Annotated in this window: 23 protein-coding genes, 1 tRNA gene and 1 pseudogene; 19 read left to right on the plus strand and 6 right to left on the minus strand. The window is 58.6% G+C overall.

The genetic code is table 11. The features are described 5' to 3' along the window. Positions 1-116: 116 nt before the first annotated feature. The 19 genes from G9Q84_RS07170 (at position 117) to G9Q84_RS07260 (ending at position 14,529) form a co-directional block, all read left to right on the plus strand. Positions 117-458 carry a ribbon-helix-helix domain-containing protein gene (locus tag G9Q84_RS07170; RefSeq protein WP_095185763.1) on the plus strand — a complete coding sequence of 114 codons (342 nt, stop codon included), beginning with the start codon at positions 117-119 and terminating at the stop codon, positions 456-458. A gap of 179 nt (positions 459-637) precedes the next feature. Further along, positions 638-859, plus strand: coding sequence for an FmdB family zinc ribbon protein (locus G9Q84_RS07175; RefSeq protein WP_010208103.1), 222 nt, complete (start codon positions 638-640; stop codon positions 857-859). Between the two features lie 107 nt (positions 860-966). Beyond that, a complete protein-coding gene (gene aspS, locus G9Q84_RS07180) occupies positions 967-2,742 on the plus strand; it encodes an aspartate--tRNA ligase (protein WP_032890910.1) in 1,776 nt (591 codons plus the stop codon). 135 nt (positions 2,743-2,877) lie between these two features. Next, entirely contained in the window at positions 2,878-3,624 is a 747-nt protein-coding gene (locus G9Q84_RS07185; RefSeq protein ID WP_122753129.1) for a YebC/PmpR family DNA-binding transcriptional regulator, read from the plus strand. 157 nt (positions 3,625-3,781) lie between these two features. Then, positions 3,782-4,306: a crossover junction endodeoxyribonuclease RuvC gene (ruvC, locus tag G9Q84_RS07190; protein WP_032890913.1), complete on the plus strand. Its 525-nt coding sequence runs from the start codon at positions 3,782-3,784 to the stop codon at positions 4,304-4,306. A 68-nt stretch (positions 4,307-4,374) separates the two neighbouring features. Further along, on the plus strand, positions 4,375-4,986 hold the full coding sequence (gene ruvA / locus G9Q84_RS07195) for a Holliday junction branch migration protein RuvA (RefSeq protein ID WP_003175802.1): 612 nt from the start codon (positions 4,375-4,377) through the stop codon (positions 4,984-4,986). Then, on the plus strand, positions 4,987-6,045 hold the full coding sequence (gene ruvB / locus G9Q84_RS07200; protein WP_003175801.1) for a Holliday junction branch migration DNA helicase RuvB: 1,059 nt from the start codon (positions 4,987-4,989) through the stop codon (positions 6,043-6,045). It begins immediately after the preceding gene. 139 nt (positions 6,046-6,184) lie between these two features. Beyond that, positions 6,185-6,640, plus strand: a complete 456-nt coding sequence (gene ybgC, locus G9Q84_RS07205) for a tol-pal system-associated acyl-CoA thioesterase (RefSeq protein WP_032890914.1) — start codon at positions 6,185-6,187, stop codon at positions 6,638-6,640. 1 nt (position 6,641) lies between these two features. Further along, positions 6,642-7,337: a protein TolQ gene (gene tolQ, locus G9Q84_RS07210; RefSeq protein ID WP_032890916.1), complete on the plus strand. Its 696-nt coding sequence runs from the start codon at positions 6,642-6,644 to the stop codon at positions 7,335-7,337. Positions 7,338-7,360: 23 nt separating this feature from the next. Beyond that, positions 7,361-7,813, plus strand: coding sequence for a protein TolR (gene tolR, locus G9Q84_RS07215; protein WP_160384999.1), 453 nt, complete (start codon positions 7,361-7,363; stop codon positions 7,811-7,813). Continuing rightward, a complete protein-coding gene (gene tolA / locus G9Q84_RS07220; RefSeq protein WP_032890917.1) occupies positions 7,813-8,886 on the plus strand; it encodes a cell envelope integrity protein TolA in 1,074 nt (357 codons plus the stop codon). The genes tolR and tolA overlap by 1 nt, the downstream gene beginning before the upstream one ends. Positions 8,887-8,903: 17 nt before the next feature. Next, complete coding sequence (tolB, locus tag G9Q84_RS07225) at positions 8,904-10,184, plus strand: Tol-Pal system beta propeller repeat protein TolB (protein WP_032890919.1); 1,281 nt, start codon at positions 8,904-8,906, stop codon at positions 10,182-10,184. A 55-nt stretch (positions 10,185-10,239) separates the two neighbouring features. Continuing rightward, entirely contained in the window at positions 10,240-10,740 is a 501-nt protein-coding gene (pal, locus tag G9Q84_RS07230) for a peptidoglycan-associated lipoprotein Pal (RefSeq protein WP_003209827.1), read from the plus strand. A gap of 6 nt (positions 10,741-10,746) precedes the next feature. After that, the gene (ybgF, locus tag G9Q84_RS07235; RefSeq protein ID WP_032890921.1) at positions 10,747-11,583 is read left to right on the plus strand and encodes a tol-pal system protein YbgF; all 837 of its coding nucleotides are present in this window, start codon (positions 10,747-10,749) and stop codon (positions 11,581-11,583) included. A gap of 164 nt (positions 11,584-11,747) precedes the next feature. Continuing rightward, the gene (queE, locus tag G9Q84_RS07240; RefSeq protein WP_095185762.1) at positions 11,748-12,395 is read left to right on the plus strand and encodes a 7-carboxy-7-deazaguanine synthase QueE; all 648 of its coding nucleotides are present in this window, start codon (positions 11,748-11,750) and stop codon (positions 12,393-12,395) included. Position 12,396: 1 nt separating this feature from the next. Beyond that, on the plus strand, positions 12,397-13,074 hold the full coding sequence (gene queC / locus G9Q84_RS07245; protein ID WP_122756133.1) for a 7-cyano-7-deazaguanine synthase QueC: 678 nt from the start codon (positions 12,397-12,399) through the stop codon (positions 13,072-13,074). 63 nt (positions 13,075-13,137) lie between these two features. Beyond that, positions 13,138-13,213, plus strand: a tRNA-Lys gene (locus G9Q84_RS07250). 190 nt (positions 13,214-13,403) lie between these two features. Further along, a complete protein-coding gene (locus tag G9Q84_RS07255) occupies positions 13,404-13,982 on the plus strand; it encodes an NAD(P)H-dependent oxidoreductase (RefSeq protein WP_032890927.1) in 579 nt (192 codons plus the stop codon). A 163-nt stretch (positions 13,983-14,145) separates the two neighbouring features. Continuing rightward, positions 14,146-14,529: a MerR family transcriptional regulator gene (locus tag G9Q84_RS07260; RefSeq protein ID WP_032890929.1), complete on the plus strand. Its 384-nt coding sequence runs from the start codon at positions 14,146-14,148 to the stop codon at positions 14,527-14,529. Between the two features lie 102 nt (positions 14,530-14,631). Here G9Q84_RS07260 and G9Q84_RS07265 read toward each other — a convergent pair. The 6 genes and pseudogenes from G9Q84_RS07265 to G9Q84_RS07290 all read right to left on the minus strand — a co-directional run bounded on the left by G9Q84_RS07265 (position 14,632) and on the right by G9Q84_RS07290 (position 23,819). After that, positions 14,632-17,241 (minus strand): annotated as a pseudogene (locus G9Q84_RS07265) (efflux RND transporter permease subunit). A 35-nt stretch (positions 17,242-17,276) separates the two neighbouring features. Then, on the minus strand, positions 17,277-18,107 hold the full coding sequence (locus G9Q84_RS07270; RefSeq protein ID WP_032890933.1) for an outer membrane lipoprotein-sorting protein: 831 nt from the start codon (positions 18,105-18,107) through the stop codon (positions 17,277-17,279). 50 nt (positions 18,108-18,157) lie between these two features. Further along, positions 18,158-19,441, minus strand: a complete 1,284-nt coding sequence (locus G9Q84_RS07275; RefSeq protein ID WP_181643063.1) for a DUF1302 family protein — start codon at positions 19,439-19,441, stop codon at positions 18,158-18,160. A gap of 2 nt (positions 19,442-19,443) precedes the next feature. Next, entirely contained in the window at positions 19,444-20,208 is a 765-nt protein-coding gene (locus G9Q84_RS07280; protein ID WP_181643064.1) for an SDR family NAD(P)-dependent oxidoreductase, read from the minus strand. Further along, the gene (locus G9Q84_RS07285; RefSeq protein ID WP_032890939.1) at positions 20,205-20,942 is read right to left on the minus strand and encodes a 3-oxoacyl-ACP reductase family protein; all 738 of its coding nucleotides are present in this window, start codon (positions 20,940-20,942) and stop codon (positions 20,205-20,207) included. Before G9Q84_RS07285 ends, G9Q84_RS07280 begins: the two co-directional genes overlap by 4 nt. 9 nt (positions 20,943-20,951) lie before the next feature. After that, entirely contained in the window at positions 20,952-23,819 is a 2,868-nt protein-coding gene (locus G9Q84_RS07290; protein ID WP_032890941.1) for an aminotransferase class III-fold pyridoxal phosphate-dependent enzyme, read from the minus strand. Positions 23,820-23,836: the final 17 nt, after the last annotated feature.

Genomic DNA, 23,836 nt, shown 5'->3' on the forward strand with positions numbered 1-23,836 from the left:
TCCTACGCCTTTCAACGTCCTGTCTTCTGGCTGCCTGCCTCGTCCTGCTGTTTTATAGGGTCACTGCCCAATGGGAGGACCCGTGGGCTGCTGTTTGGCAATGGAGTGTCAGGTGTATGTCACGTGGAGTGGATATTGGAGTAATGGAAACCGGTGGTTTTCATAAGATAAACGTCGACCCCTTCGCCAAGGGATTCGATATGGGGCTGGCCAAGCCAATGTCCCGATCGGTACGGCTCAATGGGTTTTCCACTTGTCTGCGGCTTGAGCAGATCTATTGGAACATCCTCACGGAAATAGCCAGGATCAATGCCTGCTCTGTCAGTGCGCTGCTGTCCTATGTCGATCGGGAAGTGCACTTGCGGTATGGAGGTGTGAAGAACTTCAGTGGCTTGGTCAGGGTTGTGTGCGTGGTTCATCTATTAAAAGGCCGTGTTGCCTCGCCAAACCCTGAGTGATCGGTCGGCTTTGGGGCCGGTCCGCCGTCGAAGTGGACCAGGCTCCGGGCAGAAAGCCGGCTGCGCTGCCTCGATTTACCAGATATAATCTCGCGCTTTGCTGCTGCCGGGGCTTTCTCCCTCTGCTCTACTCCAAGAGCGGGCGCGGCACAGTAACGATCGATCGCCGAGACATCGCCATGCCCATGTACGACTATCAATGTGCTTCCTGTGGACATCAGTTGGAAGCCATCCAGAAGATCAGCGCCGCGCCGTTGGTCGATTGCCCGGCCTGCCAGGCACCCGAGCTCAAGAAGATGTTGTCCATGCCAGGCTTCCGCCTGAGCGGCAGCGGCTGGTACGAGACCGATTTCAAGACCGGCTCGAAGAAGAATCTGGCCGGCGGCGACAAAGCAGACTGAGTTGAACTCCACGCGCAGGCTACTGCATTATCCGTCCCCTGCTTAACTGTGCGGTGACGAGGCAAGCCTCCACCGAATTTCGAATTACGAGAAGTGAAACCACGACCATGATGCGCAGCCACTATTGCGGCCAACTGAACGAGACCCTGGAAGGTCAGGAAATTACCCTTTGCGGATGGGTTCACCGTCGCCGCGACCACGGCGGGGTGATCTTCCTCGATATCCGTGATCGTGATGGTCTGGCCCAAGTGGTATTTGACCCGGACCGCGCCGAGAGCTTCGCCGCCGCTGACCGTGTGCGCAGCGAATACGTCGTGAAGATCACCGGCAAGGTTCGCCTGCGTCCGGCCGGTGCCGTGAACGCGAACATGGCGTCCGGTGCGATCGAAGTGCTGGGTTATGAGCTGGAAGTGCTGAACGAGTCGGAAACTCCGCCGTTTCCACTGAATGAATATTCCGACGTCGGCGAAGAAACCCGCCTGCGCTACCGCTTCCTCGACTTGCGTCGTCCGGAAATGGCCGAGAAGCTGCGTCTGCGTTCGCGCATGACCACCAGCATCCGCCGCTTCCTCGACGAAAACGGCTTCCTTGACGTAGAAACGCCGATCCTTACCCGGGCCACCCCGGAAGGCGCGCGTGACTACCTGGTGCCTAGCCGCACCCACGCCGGTTCGTTCTTCGCTCTGCCGCAATCGCCGCAGTTGTTCAAGCAACTGCTGATGGTGGCCGGCTTCGACCGTTACTACCAGATCGCCAAGTGCTTCCGCGACGAAGACCTGCGCGCCGACCGCCAGCCGGAATTCACCCAGATCGACATCGAGACCAGTTTCCTCGATGAAAAAGAGATCATGGGCCTGACCGAGCAGATGATCCGCAACCTGTTCAAGGAAGTGCTGGATCTGGAGTTCGGCGAATTCCCGCACATGACCTTCGAAGAAGCCATGCGCCGCTACGGCTCCGACAAGCCAGACCTGCGTAACCCGTTGGAACTGGTGGACGTTGCCGACCAACTGAAAGAAGTTGATTTCAAAGTTTTCAGCGGCCCGGCCAACGATCCTAAATGCCGCATCGCGGCCCTGCGCGTGCCTGGCGGCGCGAGCATGCCGCGCAAGCAGATCGACGACTACACCAAGTTTGTCGGCATCTACGGTGCCAAGGGCCTGGCGTACATCAAGGTCAACGAGCGCGCCAACGGTGTTGACGGTCTGCAATCGCCGATCGTGAAAAACATTCCGCTGGACAACCTCAACGCGATTCTGGATCGCGTTGGCGCGGTCGACGGCGACATCGTGTTCTTCGGTGCAGACAAAGCCAAGATCGTCAGCGAAGCCTTGGGCGCGCTGCGCATCAAGCTGGGCCACGACCTGGACCTGCTGACTTGCAAGTGGGCACCGATGTGGGTTGTCGACTTCCCGATGTTCGAAGAGAACGACGACGGCAGCTTCAGCGCCTTGCACCATCCGTTCACCGCGCCGAAGTGCTCGCCTGAGGAATTGGAAGCCAACCCGGCTGGCGCACTGTCCCGCGCCTACGACATGGTGCTCAACGGCACCGAACTGGGTGGCGGTTCGATCCGTATCCATCGCAAAGAGATGCAACAAGCGGTATTCCGCCTGTTGGGCATCAACGAAGCGGAGCAGGAAGAGAAGTTCGGCTTCCTTCTCGACGCCCTGAAGTACGGCGCGCCGCCTCACGGTGGCCTGGCGTTCGGTCTCGACCGTCTGGTGATGCTGATGACCGGTGCCCAGTCGATCCGTGAAGTGATCGCCTTCCCGAAAACCCAGAGTGCTGCGGACGTCATGACCCAGGCTCCGGGTGTGGTGGATGCCAAGGCGCTGCGCGAACTGCACATCCGTCTGCGCGAGACGCCAAAGGCTGAGTAAGGCTGCTGCGTGAAAGCGCTATAGGGTTTTACGCAGTCAAAAAGGCGCATCTTCGGATGCGCCTTTGCGTTAAAGAGCTGTATCCCGCCTGGGGCGGGGTTGATCAAGGTTTCTAGAGAATTTCGGAGTTGTGTTATGGCTGGCCATTCCAAGTGGGCGAACATCAAGCACCGCAAAGAGCGTCAGGATGCCAAGAAAGGCAAGATTTTCACCAAGTGGATTCGCGAGCTGACCGTCGCTGCCCGTCAAGGCGGTGGTGATCCGGGCTCCAACCCGCGTCTGCGCCTGGCACTCGACAAAGCGCTCGGCGCCAACATGAGCCGCGACATTATCGACCGCGCTGTGGCCCGTGGTGCCGGCGCTGCCGATACCGACGACATGGTTGAGCTGACCTACGAAGGCTATGGCCCAGGCGGCGTAGCGGTGATGGTCGAGTGCATGACCGATAACCGCAACCGCACTGCCGCAGCTGTGCGCCATGCGTTCAGCAAATGCGGTGGCAACCTCGGCACCGACGGTTCGGTGGCTTACCTGTTTGAGCGCAAGGGCCAGATATCCTTCGCGCCGGGTGTGGATGAGGATGCGCTGATGGAGGCCGCCATGGAGGCCGATGCCGACGATGTGGTCACCAACGAAGATGGCTCCATCGACGTGTTTACCTCGTTTGCCGGATTCTACGCCGTGCGTAACGCCCTGGAAGCGGCCGGCTTCAAAGGCTCCGACGCCGAGATCGTGATGCTGCCGACCACCAGCGCCGAGTTGGATTTGGATGGCGCGCAGAAGGTGCTGAAGCTGCTGGATATGCTGGAAGACCTGGATGATGTGCAAAACGTGTATTCCAACGCCGACATCCCGGAATCCGTGGCCGAACAGCTAGTCTGAGGAATGAAGTAGATCCAAATGTGGGAGGGGGCTTGCTCCCGATGGCGGTCGTCCAGTTAGACATAAGCTGACTGACACACTGCTATCGGGAGCAAGCCCCCTCCCACATTGGAACTACGGTGTATCAAAAAATGTGTTTATCCAACCTGCAGGCGTTATGACTTTAATCCTAGGTATCGACCCCGGTTCGCGCATCACCGGCTTTGGTGTGGTGCAACACACCCCGCGCGGCTGCGTCTATGTCGCCTCGGGCTGCATCCGCACCGGCGCGGGCGAGTTAGCCGAGCGCCTGCAGATTGTTTATCGCGGCGTGCGCGAAGTGATCCAGACCTACGGGCCGGTGACCATGGGCATTGAAAAGGTGTTCATGGCAAAAAACGCTGACTCGGCGTTGAAGCTCGGCCAAGCCCGTGGCGCTGCCATCGTCGCCGGCGCCGAAGAGAGCCTGGAAATCGCGGAATACACTGCTACTCAGGTCAAGCAGGCCGTGGTCGGCACCGGCGCCGCTAATAAAGAGCAGGTTCAGATGATGGTCATGCACATGCTCAAGCTCACCTCAAAACCGCAGATTGACGCCTCTGACGCCCTGGCTATTGCCATTTGCCATGCACACACCCGTTCCAGCCTGCTTCCCCACGGGTTGGGCACAGCACGCAGTCGTGGCGGGCGGCTGCGTCTCTGATAGCATCAGCGCAATCGAAATTTGCGGTCAGGCCTCGATCTGACCCCCACGCTTTAAGGATTTGAACCGTGATTGGACGCTTGCGCGGCACCCTGGCTGAGAAACAGCCGCCGCATCTGATTCTGGATGTAAACGGGTTGGGGTATGAACTCGAAGTGCCCATGACCACACTCTATCGCCTACCGTCGGTCGGTGAGCCGATAACGCTGCACACCCATTTGGTGGTGCGCGAAGACGCGCAACTACTCTATGGTTTCATCGGCAAGCGTGACCGAGACTTTTTTCGCGAACTGATTCGCCTCAATGGCGTAGGGCCGAAACTGGCGCTGGCCTTGATGTCGAGCCTGGAAGTAGACGAGTTGGTGCGTGCCGTTTCGGCCCAGGACACCTCGGCTTTGACCAAGGTGCCGGGTGTGGGCAAGAAAACCGCCGAGCGCCTGTTGGTCGAGCTCAAAGACCGCTTCAAGGCCTGGGAGGTTGTGCCGAGCATGTTCGCCCTGGTGCCGAACCAACCGGATATGCCGGCGGGCCAAGTAGCGAGCGCCGAAAGCGATGCGGTCAGCGCGCTTATCTCTCTGGGCTATAAGCCGCAGGAGGCAAGCAAGGCGGTGTCGGCGATTAAAGACAAGAACCTGAGCAGCGAAGACATGATCCGCCGAGCCCTGAAGGGAATGATTTAAGTGATTGAAGCTGATCGTCTGATTGCGGCCACTGGCCCGCGCGACCGTGAAGAAGTTCAGGACCGGGCCATCCGCCCCCTGAGCCTGGCCGACTACATCGGCCAGCCCACCGTGCGTGAGCAAATGGAGTTGTTTATCCAGGCCGCGCGCGGGCGCAGTGAATCCCTGGATCACACATTGATTTTCGGTCCACCGGGGCTGGGTAAAACCACCCTGGCCAATATCATTGCGCAGGAAATGGGGGTGTCGATCAAATCCACCTCCGGCCCGGTGTTGGAGCGTCCGGGTGATCTTGCGGCGCTGCTCACCAACCTTGAACCTCACGACGTACTGTTTATCGACGAGATTCACCGGTTGTCGCCCATCGTTGAGGAAGTGCTGTACCCGGCGATGGAGGACTTTCAGCTCGACATCATGATCGGCGAAGGTCCGGCGGCGCGCTCGATCAAGCTCGACCTGCCACCGTTCACCCTGGTGGGGGCGACGACTCGTGCGGGCATGCTCACCAACCCATTGCGAGACCGTTTCGGCATTGTTCAACGTCTTGAGTTCTATAGCACGGCGGATCTGGCGACCATCGTCAGCCGTTCGGCGAGCATCCTTGGCTTGCCCCTGGACCCGGAAGGCGCGTTTGAGATTGCGCGTCGTGCACGTGGCACGCCACGGATCGCCAACCGATTGCTGCGTCGTGTGCGCGATTTTGCTGAAGTGCGGGCCAAGGGGCATATCACCAAGGCAGTGGCTGACCTGGCGCTGAACTTGCTGGACGTGGACGAGCATGGTTTCGATCACCAGGATCGACGTCTACTCTTGACCATGATCGAGAAATTCGACGGCGGCCCGGTGGGCGTTGACAGCCTGGCTGCGGCCATCAGTGAAGAGCGGCATACCATTGAGGATGTTCTTGAGCCGTACCTGATCCAGCAGGGCTACATCATGCGTACGCCAAGGGGGCGGGTGGTGACGCGTCACGCTTATCTGCACTTTGGGTTAAACATTCCGTCACGATTGGGTGAGATGCCCGTGGTAGACGAATTCCTCGATGCAGTGGACGATTAAAAGCTTCATGGGAGTCGATTTATTCGATGTTTGTGCTGTCCCAGTGTCTGGCGTCGTCATTCAGTCACTGCAAATGTTTCAAAGAATGAAAAAACAGTTGCCCAGCCGGATTGGCAACCTCAGGAGTAAGCACTAGAGTATGCGCGCGCAAAACGGGGATCAGTCGTTCGCACATCGCTGTCGCGTTTATTACGAGGACACCGATGCCGGCGGCATCGTTTATTACGTCAATTACCTCAAGTTCATGGAGCGGGCTCGAACCGAGCGGCTACGGGAGCTGGGCTTTGCCCAATCCCAGCTGGCAGGGGAGGACCTGTTATTCGTCGTGCACTCCAGCGAGGCGCGTTACCACGCGCCGGCGCGACTGGACGACGAGCTTCTGGTTAGCGCTGAAGTAATCGAATTGAACCGTGCCAGCCTGCGTTTCAAGCAGCAGGTCAGGCGGGCAACGGATGCAACGCTGCTCTGTGAGGGGCAGTTCCTGGTGGCGTGTGTACGCACCAACAGTTTGAAACCTCGGGCCATTCCCGAAACTCTACGTGCGGCCTTTGCCGCCGTGAGCGGCGCGGGTAAACAATCAAAGCAGGAGATTTAGCGTGGAACCTACCGTCGTCGACCATTCCTCCATGTGGAGCCTGGTCAGCAATGCCAGTGTTGTGGTTCAACTGGTGATGCTGATCCTGGTAGCCGCATCGGTTACCTCTTGGGTCATGATTTTTCAGCGCAGCAACCTGCTGCGTGCCGGTCGACGTGCCCTGGAGAGCTTTGAAGAGCGCTTCTGGTCGGGTATCGACCTGTCCAAGCTCTACCGCCAGGCCGGCAGCAACCCGGACCCGGATTCGGGTGTGGAGCAAATCTTCCGTGCGGGCTTCAAGGAATTCTCGCGTCTGCGTCAGCAGCCGGGTGTTGATCCGGAAGCAGTGATGGAAGGTGTGGCTCGTGCCATGCGCGTCGCCATCTCCCGTGAAGAAGAGAAGCTGGAGCAGAGCCTGCCGTTTCTCGCCACCGTTGGTTCCGTCAGCCCGTACATCGGCCTGTTCGGTACCGTGTGGGGGATCATGAACTCCTTCCGAGGCCTGGCCCAGGCCCAGCAAGCTACCCTGGCCACAGTGGCCCCAGGTATCGCCGAAGCTCTGATCGCTACCGCGATCGGCCTGTTCGCCGCTATCCCCGCTGTTATCGCCTACAACCGTTTTGCCGCGCGCGGCGAGAACCTGATTGGCCGTTACTACACCTTCGCCGATGAATTCCAGGCGATCCTGCACCGTAAAGTGCACACCAGCGAAGAATAAGCAGGTACTCCCCGATGGCTTTAATCACTCGAGCTCGAACCAAGCGCAAGCCGGTCGCCGAGATGAACGTAGTGCCTTACATCGACGTGATGCTGGTGCTGCTGGTGATCTTCATGGTGACCGCGCCGATGCTCAACCAGGGTGTGAAGGTTGATCTGCCCAAGGTTTCCAGCGAAGCCTTGCCTCAGGACAACAATACCCAGGTCTTGACCATCTCGATCAAGGCTGACAAGACCTATTACTGGAACCTTGGCAGCGAAGTCGACACCCAGAAGCAGCAGGACAAGGCTCTGACCCTGCCGGCGATGACTGATGCTGTGACCAAGATCATTCGCTCCGGCAACGAAGGCGGCAAGCACACCCAGGTCTTCATTCGCGGCGACAAGTCGGTCGACTACGGCTCCGTCATGGGCGCCATGGGTGGGCTGCAGAAGGCCGGCGTCGGTAACGTTGGCTTGATTACCGAGGCGCCCTGATGCAGCAACAGCGAGAGCCGTCCGCCTCGGAAAGCTACTTCTGGCCTAGCGTCTGGGCAATTGCCCTGCACGTCCTGGTGTTTGGCATGTTGTTCGTCAGCTTTGCCATGACCCCGGACTTGCCGCCAGCCAAGCCGATCGTGCAGGCGACCCTGTATCAGCTGAAATCGAAAAGTCAGGCCACCACCCAGACCAATCAGAAGATTGCGGGTGAGGCCCAGAAGTCGGCTGCGCGCCAGACTGAAGTCGAACAGATGGAACAGAAGAAGGTCGAGCAGGAAGCGGTGAAGGCTGCTGCGGAACAAAAGAAAGAAGAGGCGGCTCAAAAGGCCGAGGAATCGAAAAAGGCTGACGAAGCGAAGAAGGCCGACGAGGCGAAAAAGGCTGATGAAGCCAAGAAGTCCGAGAAAGCTGCCGAAGCTAAAAAGGCTGAAGAGAAACAATTGGCTGATATAGCCAAGAAGAAATCTGAAGAAGAAGCGAAAAAAGCTGCCGAAGAAGAGGCCAAGAAAAAGGCCGCTGAAGAGGCCAAGAAAAAGATAGTCGAAGACGCGAAGAAGAAAGCCGCCGAAGACGCCAAGAAAAAAGCTGAAGCAGACGAGGCGAAGAAGAAGATCGCCGACGACGCGAAGAAGAAAGCTGCCGCCGACGCCACCAAGAAAAAGGCCCAGGAAGCAGCGCGTAAATCCGCCGAAGAGAAAAAGGCCCAGGCCTTGGCAGATTTGCTCTCCGACACGCCGCAGCGTCAGCAAGCCTTGGCCGATGAGCGTGGTGATGAAGTCGCGGGCAGTTTCGACGACCTGATTCGGGCACGGGCAGCAGAAGGCTGGACACGTCCACCTTCGGCGCGCAAAGGCATGACAGTAGTGCTGCAGATCGGCATGTTGCCGGACGGTACGGTGACTTCGGTCAGCGTGGCCAAGTCCAGTGGTGATGGTTCGTTCGACAGTTCGGCGGTTGCCGCAGTCAAGAACATTGGCCGGTTGACCGAGATGCAGGGAATGAAACCAAGCGACTTCGCTCCCTATCGTTCATTCAAGATGACATTCACACCTGAGGATCTAGCCTTGTGAGAAACCTTCTTCGAGGAATGCTTGTCGTTATTTGCTGTATGGCAGGGATAGCGGCGGCGGATGAAAAGAACATCCTGGTAACCAGCGGTAGCGACCGGGCCACCCCGATCGCTGTTGTACCGTTCGGTTGGCAGGGCGGCAGTGTGCTGCCGGACGACATGGCCCAGATCGTCAGCGACGACCTGCGCAACTCCGGTTACTACGCGCCGATTCCGAAAGGCAACATGATCAGCCAGCCGAACCAGGCCAGCGAAGTCGTGTTCCGTGACTGGAAAGCCGTTGGCGCCCAGTACCTGATGGTCGGCAACATCGTGCCGGCCGGCGGTCGCCTGCAAATCCAATACACCTTGTTCAACGTGGCCACCGAGCAACAGGTCCTGACCGGCAGCGTTTCGGGCACCACCGAACAACTGCGGGACATGGCCCACTACATCTCGGACCAGTCGTTTGAAAAACTCACCGGTATCAAAGGGGCGTTCTCGACACGCCTGCTTTACGTAACGGCTGAGCGTTTCTCTGTAGATAACACTCGCTACACTCTGCAGCGCTCGGACTACGACGGCGCACGTGCCGTGACGTTGCTGCAATCGCGTGAGCCTATCCTGTCGCCGCGCTTTGCGCCGGACGGCAAGCGCATTGCCTACGTGTCGTTCGAACAGAAGCGTCCGCGCATTTTCGTCCAGCACATCGATACTGGTCGTCGTGAGCAGATCACCAACTTCGAAGGCCTCAACGGTGCGCCAGCCTGGTCGCCGGATGGTTCGCGCCTGGCATTCGTGCTGTCTAAAGACGGCAACCCGGATATCTACGTGATGAACATGGCTTCGCGCCAGATCAATCGTGTTACCAGTGGCCCGGGTATCAATACTGAACCGTTCTGGGGCAAGGATGGTTCGACCATCTATTTCACCTCTGACCGGGGCGGCAAGCCACAAATCTACAAATCGAGCATTAGTGGTGGCGGCGCGGAACGAGTGACCTTTATTGGTAACTACAACGCTAACCCTAAGCTTTCGGCTGATGAAAAGACGTTGGTGATGATTCACCGTCAGGATGGCTTCACTAATTTCCGGGTTGCGGCCCAGGATTTGCAGCGTGGAACCGTAAAAATCCTCACAGATACCAACCTTGATGAGTCAGCTACTGTTGCGCCCAACGGCACCATGGTAATCTACGCCACCCGCCAGCAGGGCCGGGGAGTCTTGATGCTCGTGTCCATTAATGGACGCGTGAGGCTCCCGCTTCCTACCGCTCAAGGCGAAGTCAGAGAACCGTCCTGGTCCCCTTACCTGAACTGACGCGGCGCTACAAAAAGAAGTACTTAACACACTGGGGTTCATTAGGAGTTTCACGATGGAAATGCTGAAGTTTGGTAAGTTTGCTGCTCTGGCTCTGGCTCTGTCCGTAGCCGTTGGTTGCTCGTCTAAAGGCGGCGACAATGCCGGTGAAGGCGCAGCTGTTGATCCAAACGCTGGTTACGGCGCTAACACTGGTGCAGTTGACGGCTCCCTGAGCGAAGAAGCTGCTCTGCGCGCTATCACCACTTTCTACTTCGAATACGACAGTTCGGACCTGAAACCAGAAGCCATGCGCGCTCTGGACGTTCACGCGAAGGACCTGAAAGCTAACGGCGCTCGCGTTGTTCTGGAAGGTAACACCGACGAACGTGGTACTCGTGAGTACAACATGGCACTGGGCGAGCGTCGTGCGAAAGCCGTTCAGCGCTACCTGGTACTGCAAGGTGTTGCTCCAGGCCAACTGGAACTGGTTTCCTACGGTAAAGAGCGTCCAGTTGCTACTGGCCACGACGAGCAGTCCTGGGCTCAAAACCGTCGCGTCGAACTGCGTAAGTAATTCGTCATGCGAACGTGCCGTCGTGCTCTAACTGTATTGGCTCTCAGCTTCGCACCGCTTGCGGTGTGGGCTGCGGTTCCTGTGGAAGATAGCAACTCTGGCTATAACAATAGCGGGAGCAGCTATCCGCCAGCAGGTTATGGCACGAACGGCGCCTATGCTGGGGGGGCGGCTACGTCCGCCCCTTCGGCACAGGGCGAACTGTTCAACCAGCTGCAACGCATGCAGGATCAATTGGCGCAGCAACAAGGCACCATTGAAGTTCTGCAGAATGAAGTGCGTCAGCTGAAGCAAGAAGGCCTGGAGCGTTACCAGGATCTTGATCGACGCATAGGAGCCGGCGTTACACCTGCCGCTACTCCTGATAATTCTTCTGCCGGTGGCGCGCCAAGCGCCGCTGCCGGTGGTGCAGCAGTAGGGGCCGCGGCCGCGAGCCAAGCCCCTGCCGCCAGCAGTGAACCGGGTGATCCTGCGAAGGAAAAGCTGTATTACGATGCAGCCTTCGACCTGATCAAAGCCAAGGATTTCGATAAGGCCAGCCAGGCGTTTACCGCCTTCCTGCGCAAATACCCAAACAGCCAGTACGCGGGCAACGCCCAGTACTGGTTGGGCGAGGTGAACCTGGCAAAGGGTGATTTGCAGGGGGCGGGCCAGGCATTTGCCAAGGTCAGCCAGCTGTACCCCAAGCACGCCAAGGTGCCGGATTCGCTGTACAAACTCGCTGACGTAGAGCGCCGCCTGGGTCATACCGACAAGGTCAAAGGCATTCTGCAGCAGGTCGTTGCCCAATATCCGGGCACTTCTGCTGCACAGTTGGCTCAACGGGATCTGCAACGCTTGTAAGCGATGCTGCCCGTTTAGAAGAAACCCGCGCCTGGCGCGGGTTTTTTCGTTAGAATCCACGCCCTTTTATGACACCCGCTTCCTGGGGCCTACGCGTTGGCGGGGTTCCTTGAAGTGCCTGACGGAGGCGGACAGCCTGTTTAGCTGTTACGCCCGTGGCGACTATGCAAGACACATTACGCATCACCGAAGTTTTTTACTCGTTACAGGGTGAAACGCGCACCGCCGGCCTGCCCACAGTATTTGTGCGCCTGACCGGCTGCCCGTTACGTTGCCAATACTGTGACAGCGCCTATGCCTTCAGTGGCGGCACCGTTCGAACCCTTGAAGACATTCTGGAGCAGGTTGCTGGCTACCGGCCGCGTTACGTCTGTGTGACAGGCGGCGAGCCCCTGGCCCAGCCCAACGCCATTCCTTTGCTCAAGCAGTTGTGTGATGCCGGTTACGAAGTCTCCCTGGAAACCAGCGGTGCTTTGGATATCTCCGCGGTAGACCCGCGTGTGAGCCGAGTGCTAGACCTCAAAACCCCAGGCTCCAAGGAAGCGCACCGCAACCTTTACGAGAACATCGAACTGCTGACGCCCAACGATCAGGTCAAGTTTGTCATCTGTTCTCGTGAGGATTACGACTGGGCTAACTCCAAGTTAATCCAGTACGGCCTCGAACGCCGTGCCGGTGAAGTGCTGTTCTCCCCCAGCCACCATGACCTGAACGCACGCGATCTGGCCGACTGGGTGGTTGCCGATAACTTGCCCGTACGCCTGCAATTGCAGCTGCATAAATACCTGTGGAACGACGAGCCGGGGCGCTGAGATGACTGATCAAAAGCGCGCAGTCATTCTGCTATCCGGTGGTCTCGACTCCGCCACATTGGTGGCCATGGTGCGAGCGCAAGGCTATAGCTGTTACACCATGAGCTTCGATTATGGCCAGCGTCACCGCGCCGAGTTGAACGCGGCTGCGCGTGTCGCCCGCGACCTCGGTGTGATCGAGCACAAGGTGGTTGGCCTGAATCTAGGCGGCATGGGTGGTTCGGCGTTGACCGACAACACCATCGACCTGCCAGAAGAACCCTCGGAAGGCATCCCGGTCACTTACGTACCGGCACGCAACACAGTGTTCCTGTCCCTGGCCCTTGGCTGGGCCGAAGTGCTTAACGCCCGCGACATCTTTATCGGCGTCAATGCGCTGGATTATTCCGGTTACCCGGACTGCCGTCCGGAGTTCGTCGAATCCTTTGAGCGCATGGCCAACCTGGCCACCAAGGCCGGCGTAGAAGGGCAGGGGTTTCGTATTCAGGCGCCGCTGCAAAACATGAGTAAGGCCGATATCGTGAAGGCTGGCGTAGGACTTGGCGTCGATTACGCGCTGACTGTTTCCTGCTATCAGGCAGACGAAGGCGGTAGTGCCTGTGGGAAATGTGACAGCTGCCGGCTGCGTGCAGAGGGCTTCAAAATGGCCGGAATTACGGACCCAACGCGTTATTTCTGATTTATTTCAAATAAGGTGTTGAATAATCCTTAGAAATCAGTATTATACGCGCCACCACACAGCGGGTCGTTAGCTCAGTTGGTAGAGCAGTTGGCTTTTAACCAATTGGTCGTAGGTTCGAATCCCACACGACCCACCATTTTTGGCGGTTTAGAAAATCCGGAAGGCCCACGTAAGTGAGGATTTCCGGGTTTTTTTTTGCCTGCGATTTGGAGCTTACCTGCCGGTGCGCAATGCACCCGGCTATACCAGCATTTGGCAAACCTCCCTGTTGACTCTCCCGTTACGGGCACACCCTATTCTGAACGCTCAACTTTCAGGATGAAGTGATGATGAGTAAGCGAGTTCTGGTGATTTTGGGGCATCCCTCAACCGACAGTTTCTGTGGAGCACTGACCGACACTTATGTGGAGGCGGCTACACGTGCGGGGCATGAAGTGCGTCTGTTACGGCTGGATGCGCTGCGCTTCGATCCCGTGCTGCACGATGGCTACAAGCAGGTTCAGCTCTTGGAGCCTGATCTGCTCAAGGCGCAGGCCGATATCACATGGGCTGAGCACCTGGCGTTTGTGTATCCCATCTGGTGGGGAGGGATTCCGGCCTTGATGAAAGGCTTTTTCGATCGGATATTCCTTCCCGGTTTCGCCTTCAAGTACCGCGAAGGCAAAGCCTTTCCCGACAAGCTCTTGAAGGGGCGCACCGCTCACCTGCTGGTCACGATGGATACCCCGCCGTGGTACTACAAATGGTTCTATCGCATGCCGGGGCTGCACCAGATGCGCAAGACCACGTTGGAGTTCTGCGGCATCAAACCGTTGAAGACCCTCACGTTCGGGCCGATCCTCGGTTCCGGCGATTCCCAGCGACAAGCGTGGCTCAAGCAAGCTCAGGAGATCGCTGCTCGTTGACACACCGCTGTACAGCATCGCCTTGCAACAGGCGATGCCTGCTTCATCTCTGCCACTGCATAGCCTTTTGACACTGTCGGGTTTCAGACGCCGCACACATGTGTGAAGATGCGGCGCGCCAAAGTGCGCACCCCCCGTCTGTGCCATAAAAAAGGACTTTTACATGTATATCGGCAAAGCAGCCCAGCTGTCGGGCACGACAGTCAAGACCATCCGCCACTATGAAGACATTGGTTTGCTGCCACCGCCTGCGCGCGAAGGTAAGTACCGGGTCTATAGCCAGCAAAGCGTTGAACTGCTGACGTTCATCAAATGCGCGCAGCAGCTTGGCTTCAAACTCAAGGAAATGCAGGCGATCCTTCAGGATCACCGCGGCCAGGAGCTGCCGTGGGATTTGGCCAACCAGGCCATTGCGGATAAAAAGCTGGAACTGAAGACTCAGATCGAAGGGTTGCAAAGCATCTACGACGGCCTTGAACAGTTCGAAAGCAGCCTCAAGGACGCCCAGTACCAATGCCAGTTTGAACATCTGTCCAAAACGGCCTGAACGAACGTGCTGCACAATCTCATGAAGCGGTGTGTGCGCTTCGCAAACGCCGGCAATCCGTGGGTGCTCAATGGATATGGCCGGCGTCGTCCTCTTCAGCGTCTATCCCAAAGCGCCCTGGCGTTCTGGGTGTTCGCGTTCATCTCCCCGTTGCTCGGGCACAATGGCTGCGAAGAACCACGGAGATATCAGCGTTACTAACAAAATGGTCATCACACCGCTGGAGAACAGAGCCAGCGCGACCAGCGTGCCCAAGTCAATGACCGGCTTGTAGGCGGAAAACAGCAGGGCCAGGAAACCTACGGAGAAAATCACCACGTTGACCACCGTCGAACGCCCGACACTGTGCATCGCCGTCAAAATCGCCTCGTCCACGTGGATACCTTCCTGGACCAGCAACTTGATACGCGACAGCAGGTGCACCGCGTAATCCACCACGCCCACTACAAGGAACGTTACCAGTGTCGTGCCAATGTTCAGCTCAATGTTCAGCAGGTACATAAAGCCGTACACCGTCACCGAGGTGGTCAGCAGCGTCAGCATGCCCAGAATCCCCAGCCGGACGGATTTCAACCAGAACATCATCATCAGCGTGACCACCAGCAGCGCGAGCGAGAAGCTCAGGACTTGGCCCTGGGTGATCTCCGCCAGGATGCCGGTCCAGATTTTCGGCGTACCGGCATGGGTCACCTGCAGGTTGGCCGGCTTGTTCACCAACAGCCAGGCGTCCAGGCGATCAAGCATGTCTTTGTAGTCGCTGGCCACCGAAGAGGTCATGGTGTAGAGCGTCAAGGCCTTGGATTAGTCGGCATTGAGCACGTTCTGCAAGTCTGAGCCGCCGCCGTTCTCGAACATCATGATGTGTTGCTCGATCAGCGAGTTTCCGTCGACTTCAAAGGTTTCCGCCTGCCCCTCATCGTTGACTGACGTCACCTGCTCCACGGCCTGCGGTACTCGCAGATATTCGGGGTTCATGTCATTGAGCACAAGGTTCATGCGCTTGACGTAGGCCGCCACCGAATAGGTATAGCTGACGTTGGGCTGGGACTTGAGAAAGTGGTCGAGTTTGTCGAGGAACTGCACGGTCTCAGTGGTCAGCGCGCCACGCGGAGTCTTGGTATCGAACGCAATCCAGCCAGGGGAAGTGCCCGCGATCCGTGAGCGGTTGATGAACTCATCGGAAACACGCACCGGGCTGTCTTTCTTGAAGTAAGCGATGCCCGAGTCTTCGATATCGACCATGAAGGTAAACACCGTCATCAGCGCCAACATCGGCAAGCTGACCAACAGCACCGGTTTTCGCCAGCGGATCAGGCGGGCACAAAAAGCCACCAGGTAGCGCGAGATAATCGACTCTTTGTGTACGGTTTTACGCAACGGCTGGTCTTTACCCCAGATGGAAATCCACGCCGGAATCAACAGCAGCGAGATGATCAGCGCGGCCGTCAGCCCGATGGACATGAATACCCCGAAATTGCGGATGCTGACGATGTTGTTGGTGGTGGAGATCATGAACGTGGCGATGGTGGTCACGGTGGTCAACACGACCGGGACCACCATGCGGCGCATAGTCTCGCGGTTGGCCTCGCGGTACGTCTTGCCCGCATTGAGTTGCTCATAGTACTCAGCCATCACGTGTATCGCGTCGGCACAGCAGATCGTGAACAAAAATACCGGCAGCACACTGGTAAGCAGGTCGATGGGCACCTTCAACAATGCCATCAGCCCCAGCGTCCAGATCGTGCAGAAGAGGATATTGAACAGCGGCAGGAACACGCCCAAGGGCTTGCGGAAAAAGAACACCAGCATGGAGGTCACGAGCAGGAACACGATCGGAAACAGCAGCGCCAGGTCGTGATCGATGATCTCTTGTTGGGCGGCGATGAAGATCGGGGTTCCGGCGATGAACACTTCATCGGTGAACTGCGGATGTTTGCTCTGGTAGTCAGCGACGATCTGGCGAACCTGTTGGTAAGCCCGCAGTTGCGCCTGAGCATCGTCTTGCTTGGTGCCTAACTCGGCCACCACCACCGCGACTTTCCTGTCAGGGGAAACCACTCCACCGACCATTTGCTCATTGCCCATGATCTGGGCTTCGACGAGTTGCGGGTCCATGTCCAAGGCGTGCAGTGTCTTGTGAATCCACAGTTCGCCGTCGGCGCTCAGGCTGATGTTTTCCAGGTCCGCCATCGAGGCCATTTCCTGGATCGGATTGATCCGTTCTGCCAGGAAGGCTAGAAACTGCTGATCGCGCTCCTCCCAGCCCTGGCTGCGGGCGTGATCGCGCAGGGCCTTGGCTTGGGCGTAATCGTTCTGGCTGAACCCATCGCCGAGGATATCGCTGGCCAACAGTTGGGCGCGACTGTCGCTTTCGTGTTTGCCGACAATGCGGCGCAACTCGACCTCATCGTCGGCATTGGCCAGCATCAGCCGGCGAAGGGCCTGGGAGATTTCGAACTGGGCGTTGAGCGACTGAGTGTTAAACACACTGTGCGCATTACTCTGGGCCACCATGACCGAGTCATAGGTGCCGGTGAACTCGTGTTGCAGTTCAATAATGGTTTTTCGCGCTGGATGGCTTTCCTTGAGCAAATAGGGATTGGTGTCCGACATCAGCGAGCCGAGGGCATAGGTGAAGTAGGCCGTGATCGCCACCAGCACAAATACAATCGTGCGCGCATAGCGCTCAACGAAGTTCAGGTATCGTTCCATAGTTCAATCGGTTCCACGAAAGGCAGGCGCAGTATTCAGCGAGCGGAGACGGCAAATTCAGGCAGGTCGCCAGTTTTGAGGCCGCGTTTGATCGCGGTCTGGTTGAACAGCCAGTCGTCCAGTTCGACGTTGTACTGCAACTGGTTGAACTTCAGTTGGGAGCGCGTGCCGGCGATGAAGTCTTCGGTTTCGCTGAGGGTGATGCTGTCGATTTGATCGACTGTCTCGACTTTCAGCGTCCGCATCTGCTTGAACATCACGCCTTTGACGTCGAAGAAATCCTGACGCATGACCAGCCTGTTCTGCTTGTCGATCCAGACCTTGAGTTGGTTGTAGCCGGTTTTGGCCAGGATCTGCGCAGACACCGGCGTGCGCTCGATGACGTAGCATTCACGCCCGTTGATGGTCTCTTCGCCTACCAGTGTCTGGCTGTAGTCATCGGCCCGGATCTTGTCCAAATCCGCGTAGGAGTAATCACTGCCCATGAATGCGCCACGCTTGTCGGTGGTCGAGATCCGGCGGGTTTGCCGGCTGACCGGCAGGTACATCCATTGGCTGTCCTCGGCACTCAGGGCTTCGTGGGGGTTTTCGATGTGAAAGGCGACGTTGCGGACATCGTTGGGGGCCGAGAAGTACATGGTGAACTTGTCACTGTCCGGGTAATCCTTTTGCAGGTAGCTGAACTCGCGCACCCGGCTGTTGCCTTGCTTGTCCAGCAGGATCAGCGAAACCTGCGACATGAAGCTCTTGCCGTCATTGCGGTCACGGGCCTGACGAATGATTTCGTCGGCGTTCGGGGCGGCCAGTGCCCCCATGCTGGTGAGCATCAGGAGGCTGGCGGTCAGGACCTTGAGGGGCGGCAACATAGAAATTTCCTTTTCTTGAAGTGGTTTTTTTATTGAGGTCGGAACGGGGCTCAGAACAGATAACCCGCCGACACACGCAGTTGGTCGCGCTGGCTGTATTGGCCAAACGTGCGGTCTTCTTTGCCAAAAAACACATCCACCTCCAGCCCCAGCTTCAGCCAGTCCACGGGGGTGTACGTGAAGATGCCTTGCAGCAAGGCGTCGTCCTTGGCGGGAGGGGACATCGCCAGTACCAGGCGGGATTTGAGGCGGTCACGCAGGTGGGTGCCTTCGGCGGACAGCGTGAACAGCAGCTCGCGTTTGTCCTGCACCATGCCCTGCTGCCAGTCGAGCAATTGCTGCTCCTGCCATTGCACGGAGATCAGCCAGTTGCGCAGCAGGTAGTCCACGCCCAGCAAGGACTTGACCATCGGGCTCTGGCTGCTGCCGTGGTTACGGTACGGATTGGTGACGTGCCAGCGGTCGAAGTAGGCCACCTCACTGCGCACCACGATGCTGTGGCCGGCGTCGATCGCCAGGCCGGCACCGCCCATGCTGTAGCGGGGGAACTGGCGCTCCAGAACCACGCGCTGATCGTCAGCGATACCTTCGACGGCATACACCGGGTCTTGCTGGCGGGCGTTGAGGGCGACAAAGCTGGCGTCCACCGAACCGATCCTGCCGTTGGCGCTCATGCCATAGGAGAACCCCTTTTGCCCGCTGTAGTCCGGCTTTGAACCGACCAGGAAAAGGTTCGGGTCCGGTACTGCGAACAACGGAGCGTCGAATTCGCTGCCTTGGGCCGGCGCCTGGTTTTTCAGGAAGTCGGTTATCCACAAGGCTTCTACTTCCCACTCGCCCACGGGTTGGGTCAAACGCACCATTGGCACCGCGATGCGGCTGTCTTCAAGCAAGGCCGTCACGCCTTCGCGGTAATCGATAGGGTTGACCTGGTCCAGCACCCGCAACTCATCGGCGCGGCCCCAGACGACTTGCTGCCAACCCACGGTGACCTCACCGTCACCCAGGTAATGGCCCCAATACAGATGCCGCCAGTCGGCACTGAAACGGTAGTCATCCCGTGCCTCCTGGCTATAAGGGTTATGCCCGTCATAGCGCGCGTCGTAGCGTACCCGGCCCTTGGCCTTGTAGTAGCCGCTGTCCCAGTTGTCTTCCAGGTTGGCCTTGAAATACACCGCCTTCTGCGTGACCGGATCATCCCCGTGCAAGCGCAGGGCACTGGCCAATCCCACTTCCGCGTCGGCATGGGTCGGCAGCAGGTCCGCACCCGCCAGGCGTGGCGCCAGCGATATCAGGCCAAGCAACAGGCTGCGTGTGAGCAATGCTGTGTTCATGGCTACATCCCCAACCCGGCGCCGCCGTCGATCATCAGGCTCTGGGCCGTGACGCCGGAGGCCTCCGGGCTGACCAGGTAACGCACCATGGCGGCGACTTCATCAGCCTGCATAAAACGGCGCAACGGCAGCTTTTTCTTGGCATTGCGCAGGATCTGCTCCTGACTGATTCCGGCAATACTGGCTTGAGTCGCCAATTCGCCTTGAAGCATTGGCGTATCAATCCAGGCTGGCAAAATCGCGTTCACGGTAATCCGGCGCGGTGCCAGGTCCAGCGCCAGTGCTTTTGTCATGCCGATAATGCCGTGCTTGGAGGCGCAGTAAGCGGTGTTGCGGACCTTGCCGATGCGGCCCAGGATCGACGACAAATTGATGATTCGCCCTCGGTCCGCCAGCAGTGGCAGGCACAGCGAAGTGACATAAAAGGTGCCGTTCAGATTGACCGAAATCACCTTGTGCCAGTTGTCCAAGTCCTCCGGTTCGTTCTCGTTGCAGACGCCGGCGCTGTTGACCAGGACATCGATGTAACCGAGGCGCACCGACAGGTCGTTGAATAACGCTTGCACGCTCGCAAGGTCGGCGATATCGACGCCATGGGTTTCGATGCTTGCGGCAAATGCCCCGTTGCCGACCCAGCTTTGTAGCTGGGCCAAGTCACGGTCCACCAGGATCAGGCGATGGGCTTCGTCGGTGGCGAAGTGTTCCGCGACTGCGCGGCCAATGCCGTTGGCGGCACCGGAAATCAAAAAAGTTCGAGATGCGTTCATGGCATTTTCAACCCGCCATTGACCGACAACACTTCGCCGGTCACATAGGTGGCGCGGTCGGCCAGGTACAGCACGGCCTCGGCGATATCCCCTGGCACGGCAAAGCGCTTGATCAGCAGACGCGACTGGACCTCCTGCTCGTGGGTTTCGAGCAAGGCGGCGGTCATGTCGGTGCTGACGATCCCCGGCGCCACCGCGTTGACGCGGATATTGCGCGGCGCCAACTCGACCGCCAGGGCACGTGTCAGCGCCTCCACACCTCCCTTGGCGGCGGCGTAGCTGCTTTGGCCTTTGCCAGGCTTTTGCGCCGCCACCGAACTCAGGTTGATGATGCAGCCTTGACGCTGGCGCATCATGCCGGGCACCACCTGTTGGCAGCAGAGCAGTGTGCCGATCAAGTTGGTCTGGATCACCTCACTGATGGCCTCGACCGAGAGCGTTGCCAGCAAACCATCCCGAGTAATCCCGGCGTTGTTGACCAGCAGGTCGATGCGTTCGAAGTGTTGTTCAACCTGTTCGAAAAACGCCTTGATGCTGTGGGCGTCGCTGATGTCGCACTGCGCGGTAAGGCATTCGCCGCCCATCTTTTCGACTTCATCGCGCACCGCCAGGGCCGCCGCTTCGTCGCGCACGTAGTTGAATGCAACCCGGTAGCCGGCCTCGGCCAGTGCCAGGACAACCGCTTTGCCGATGCCGCGACTGCCTCCGGTGACTACCGCTGTTTTAGTGGTCATGGCCGTTCCTTAGAGTGAGTTGTGAGTCTTGAACTGCGCCAGGCCAAAGCCATGGATCGCCGCCAACGCACGAATCTGCTGCACTTGTTCGCGGCTGATGTCGCCGTAGGAGTAATGCTGGGTAATTCCCGCAAGCCCCATCAGCACCGACTCGGCCATGCAGGCATACAACTGGCCCTGTTTCAGGTAGGCCCGCACATTCGGCGCGAGCCCGTCGTCGAACGGCGTCTGGACAATGCCACCGTGCATGTACAGCACGTCGCTGCGCTGGGTGCCGATCGCTTGGTCAACGTTCAGCGGCACGGCGATGTCGCAGATCACGCTGTGTTCGGCGAAATGCCCAGCGTCGAGAAACGGCTGCGCTGCGTTTGCCGCACACAGCACGATGCGTGCGCGTTTGAGTGCTTGCAGGTCATCGGTGACGGTAATGAAGGCGTTGGCCCCCAGGCGTTCTTGCACCAGGCGCGAGACCTGCAGGCCCAACTGCGAGCTGCTGCCGAAGTCCTTTAGCAGCGCGTGAATGCCGTCGATGTCGAGTAGGCGCTGCGCCAGCAAGTCGTCGCTGGCCGTGCCCTTGAGAATCGAGCGGGCCGCGTCGGCGTAAATCAGATGGGCGGTTTTTTCCAGACGGCGCAGCGAGCCATCGCGGCCGCTGCCAATCAGGATCACGTGGTCGACAGCGGCTGACAGCAGCGACGCATAGGTCGACGCCACGTTACCGGCCGCGCCTACCACGGCTGCCGTTTGTGCGTGCAACTCAAGTCCCTGTTGTTTGCAGCCTTGCTCGATGGCCTCAAGGCCCATGCCGATGGTCAAGGCGTTACCGGACGTCAGCGCCATGTCCGGAATTTTCAGGGCCTGGCAGTTGTTGGTCACGATGGAGGTGTACATCCCCAACCCGGCAACGCGGTAGCCATCGGCGCGTGCGTCCAGGATGCGATTGCCGACTTCTTTGCGAATCACGTCGAGATCGCCGCTGATGATGTAGTCCGCCATGGCGTTGGAGTCCATGCACAGTGGGTACAACGTGAACTCCACGGCCATGCCCAGCTTCGAGCGGATCACCACCGGGCCCACGGGGGCCGCCCGGCGTTCCGGTGCGGTGCGTTGCATGAACACACATTTTTGTTCGGTGCTCAGTTGGCCGAGTGAGGGATCGACATCACCGAGGATGTCGGCATCGATCAAGTGATTGATAAAGGCCACGCGGGCGACGATGGGGGTGTCCTGCGGGGCGTTGGGCAGGGCGTTGACCTGGAAGCCGGTGTCGCGCGGCGCGACCGCCGGGATCAGGTCATTGCAAATGGTAGCGGCCAACGGGAACGCATCTCCGCGTTGCAGCATGTCGCAGACCTTTTGCAGGGCTTTGATCAGCCCGTCGATCTCGGCGAATGTGATGCAGGCGGGCGGCTCCAGGCGGATCACATTGGAGTTGCTGCCCGAAGGCGCCACGCGCAGGGCTTCAAACTGCAACAGGTAGCCGGCAATCAGGTAACCCAAGGCATCGTTGTACTGGGCTGAAGCCTGCACCAGCGAGCTGTTGGTGCTTTGGTCATGCAGCTCAAAGCCCAGCAACAGGCCGCGGCCCCGCACATCGGCGATCACCCCCGGGTAGGCCGCCTTGAGCTCAAGCAGTGAGGCCTTTAGGTATTCGCCCTTGGTGTGCACGTCCTTGAGCATCGCTTGGTCATCGGCAAACAGACGATTGAGCGCCGAGAGGGCGATGTGGCAGGAGGCATCGTCTTCGGCGAAGGTCGAGCTGTGGATATAGCTGAAGTCTTTTTCATAGTGGCTACTGCGAATCACGGTGGCCGCGATCTTCATCAGGCCACCGCCCAGCGCTTTGGACAGGCAGTAGTAATCGCCTTGCAGATTGAAATGACTGCTGGCCAGGAAGGTGCCGGTTCGTCCGAAGCCCGACTGCACCTCGTCGATAATCAACGGGCACTGCTGCTCGTTACACAGGCGACGCAACGCCCGGTAAAAATCAGTCGAGAATTCGATGATGCCGCCTTCGCCCTGGATCGGCTCCATCAGTACGGCGGTGATCGCGCTGAACGCATCGCGCTTGACCAGCAGTTGATCCCCGCTCCATTGCAGGCTCAGCCAATGTCGGGTGTGGCGCGCGGGCAGCTCCTGGAGTTGATGGGGTTGCTGGGGGTCAATGAACTCCACGTTCAGGCCGAACCGCGCGAACGGCTGGCGATACTGGCGGCCGTACGTCAGTTGCACAGTGTTGACCAGCTTGCCGTGAAAACTGCCGCGCAAAGCGACAAAGACCGGCTCGACATGCAATTCGGCGAGGTTGTGCTGGCGCACCGCTTCAACCACCTGGCGCACCGTGGCCGTGTTCAGGTGCGCGGGCAGCAGGCCTGCCGGCAAGTCGAGGTCAGCGACATCCACTTCGCGGTAGGCGCGGTCGCTGGAGGTCAATTGGGCCAGGGTGAAGTCGAGTTCGTCGAACTGGCGTTGCAGGTTTTTCTGACGACGAAACTCGGCATGCTTGACGGCAATTTCGACCGCTTCGGCACCACTGTTGGAAAAGGTCGAAATGTATTGTTCGTTGTTCTTCAGCTCGCGATTGAAGGCTTCGCTCAACGCGCGCGCTAGGGCTCCGGCCGTGCCGCGGATCGACATCTGGGCGTTAAAGGGCACGTCATTGCGCAACAGTGTGCAGAGCTGTTCGACAAACTGCGGGTCGTTGTGACCAAACAACGCCGCGCCATAGCCACCGAGAAAATCCGTCACGGTGACCTCGTCACCCTTGCGGTTGCGGTAGAACAATTGACTGCCCAGTGCGCGTTTGAACTCACACTCAAGCCCCAGGGCCTGGAGCAGATCTACAAACTTTGGGCGAACAAAATCACGGTAATCCATCACATCCATGTCCTATA

It is taken from the genome of Pseudomonas sivasensis (assembly GCF_013778505.1).
GTDB classification, from domain to species: Bacteria; Pseudomonadota; Gammaproteobacteria; order Pseudomonadales; family Pseudomonadaceae; genus Aquipseudomonas; species Aquipseudomonas sivasensis.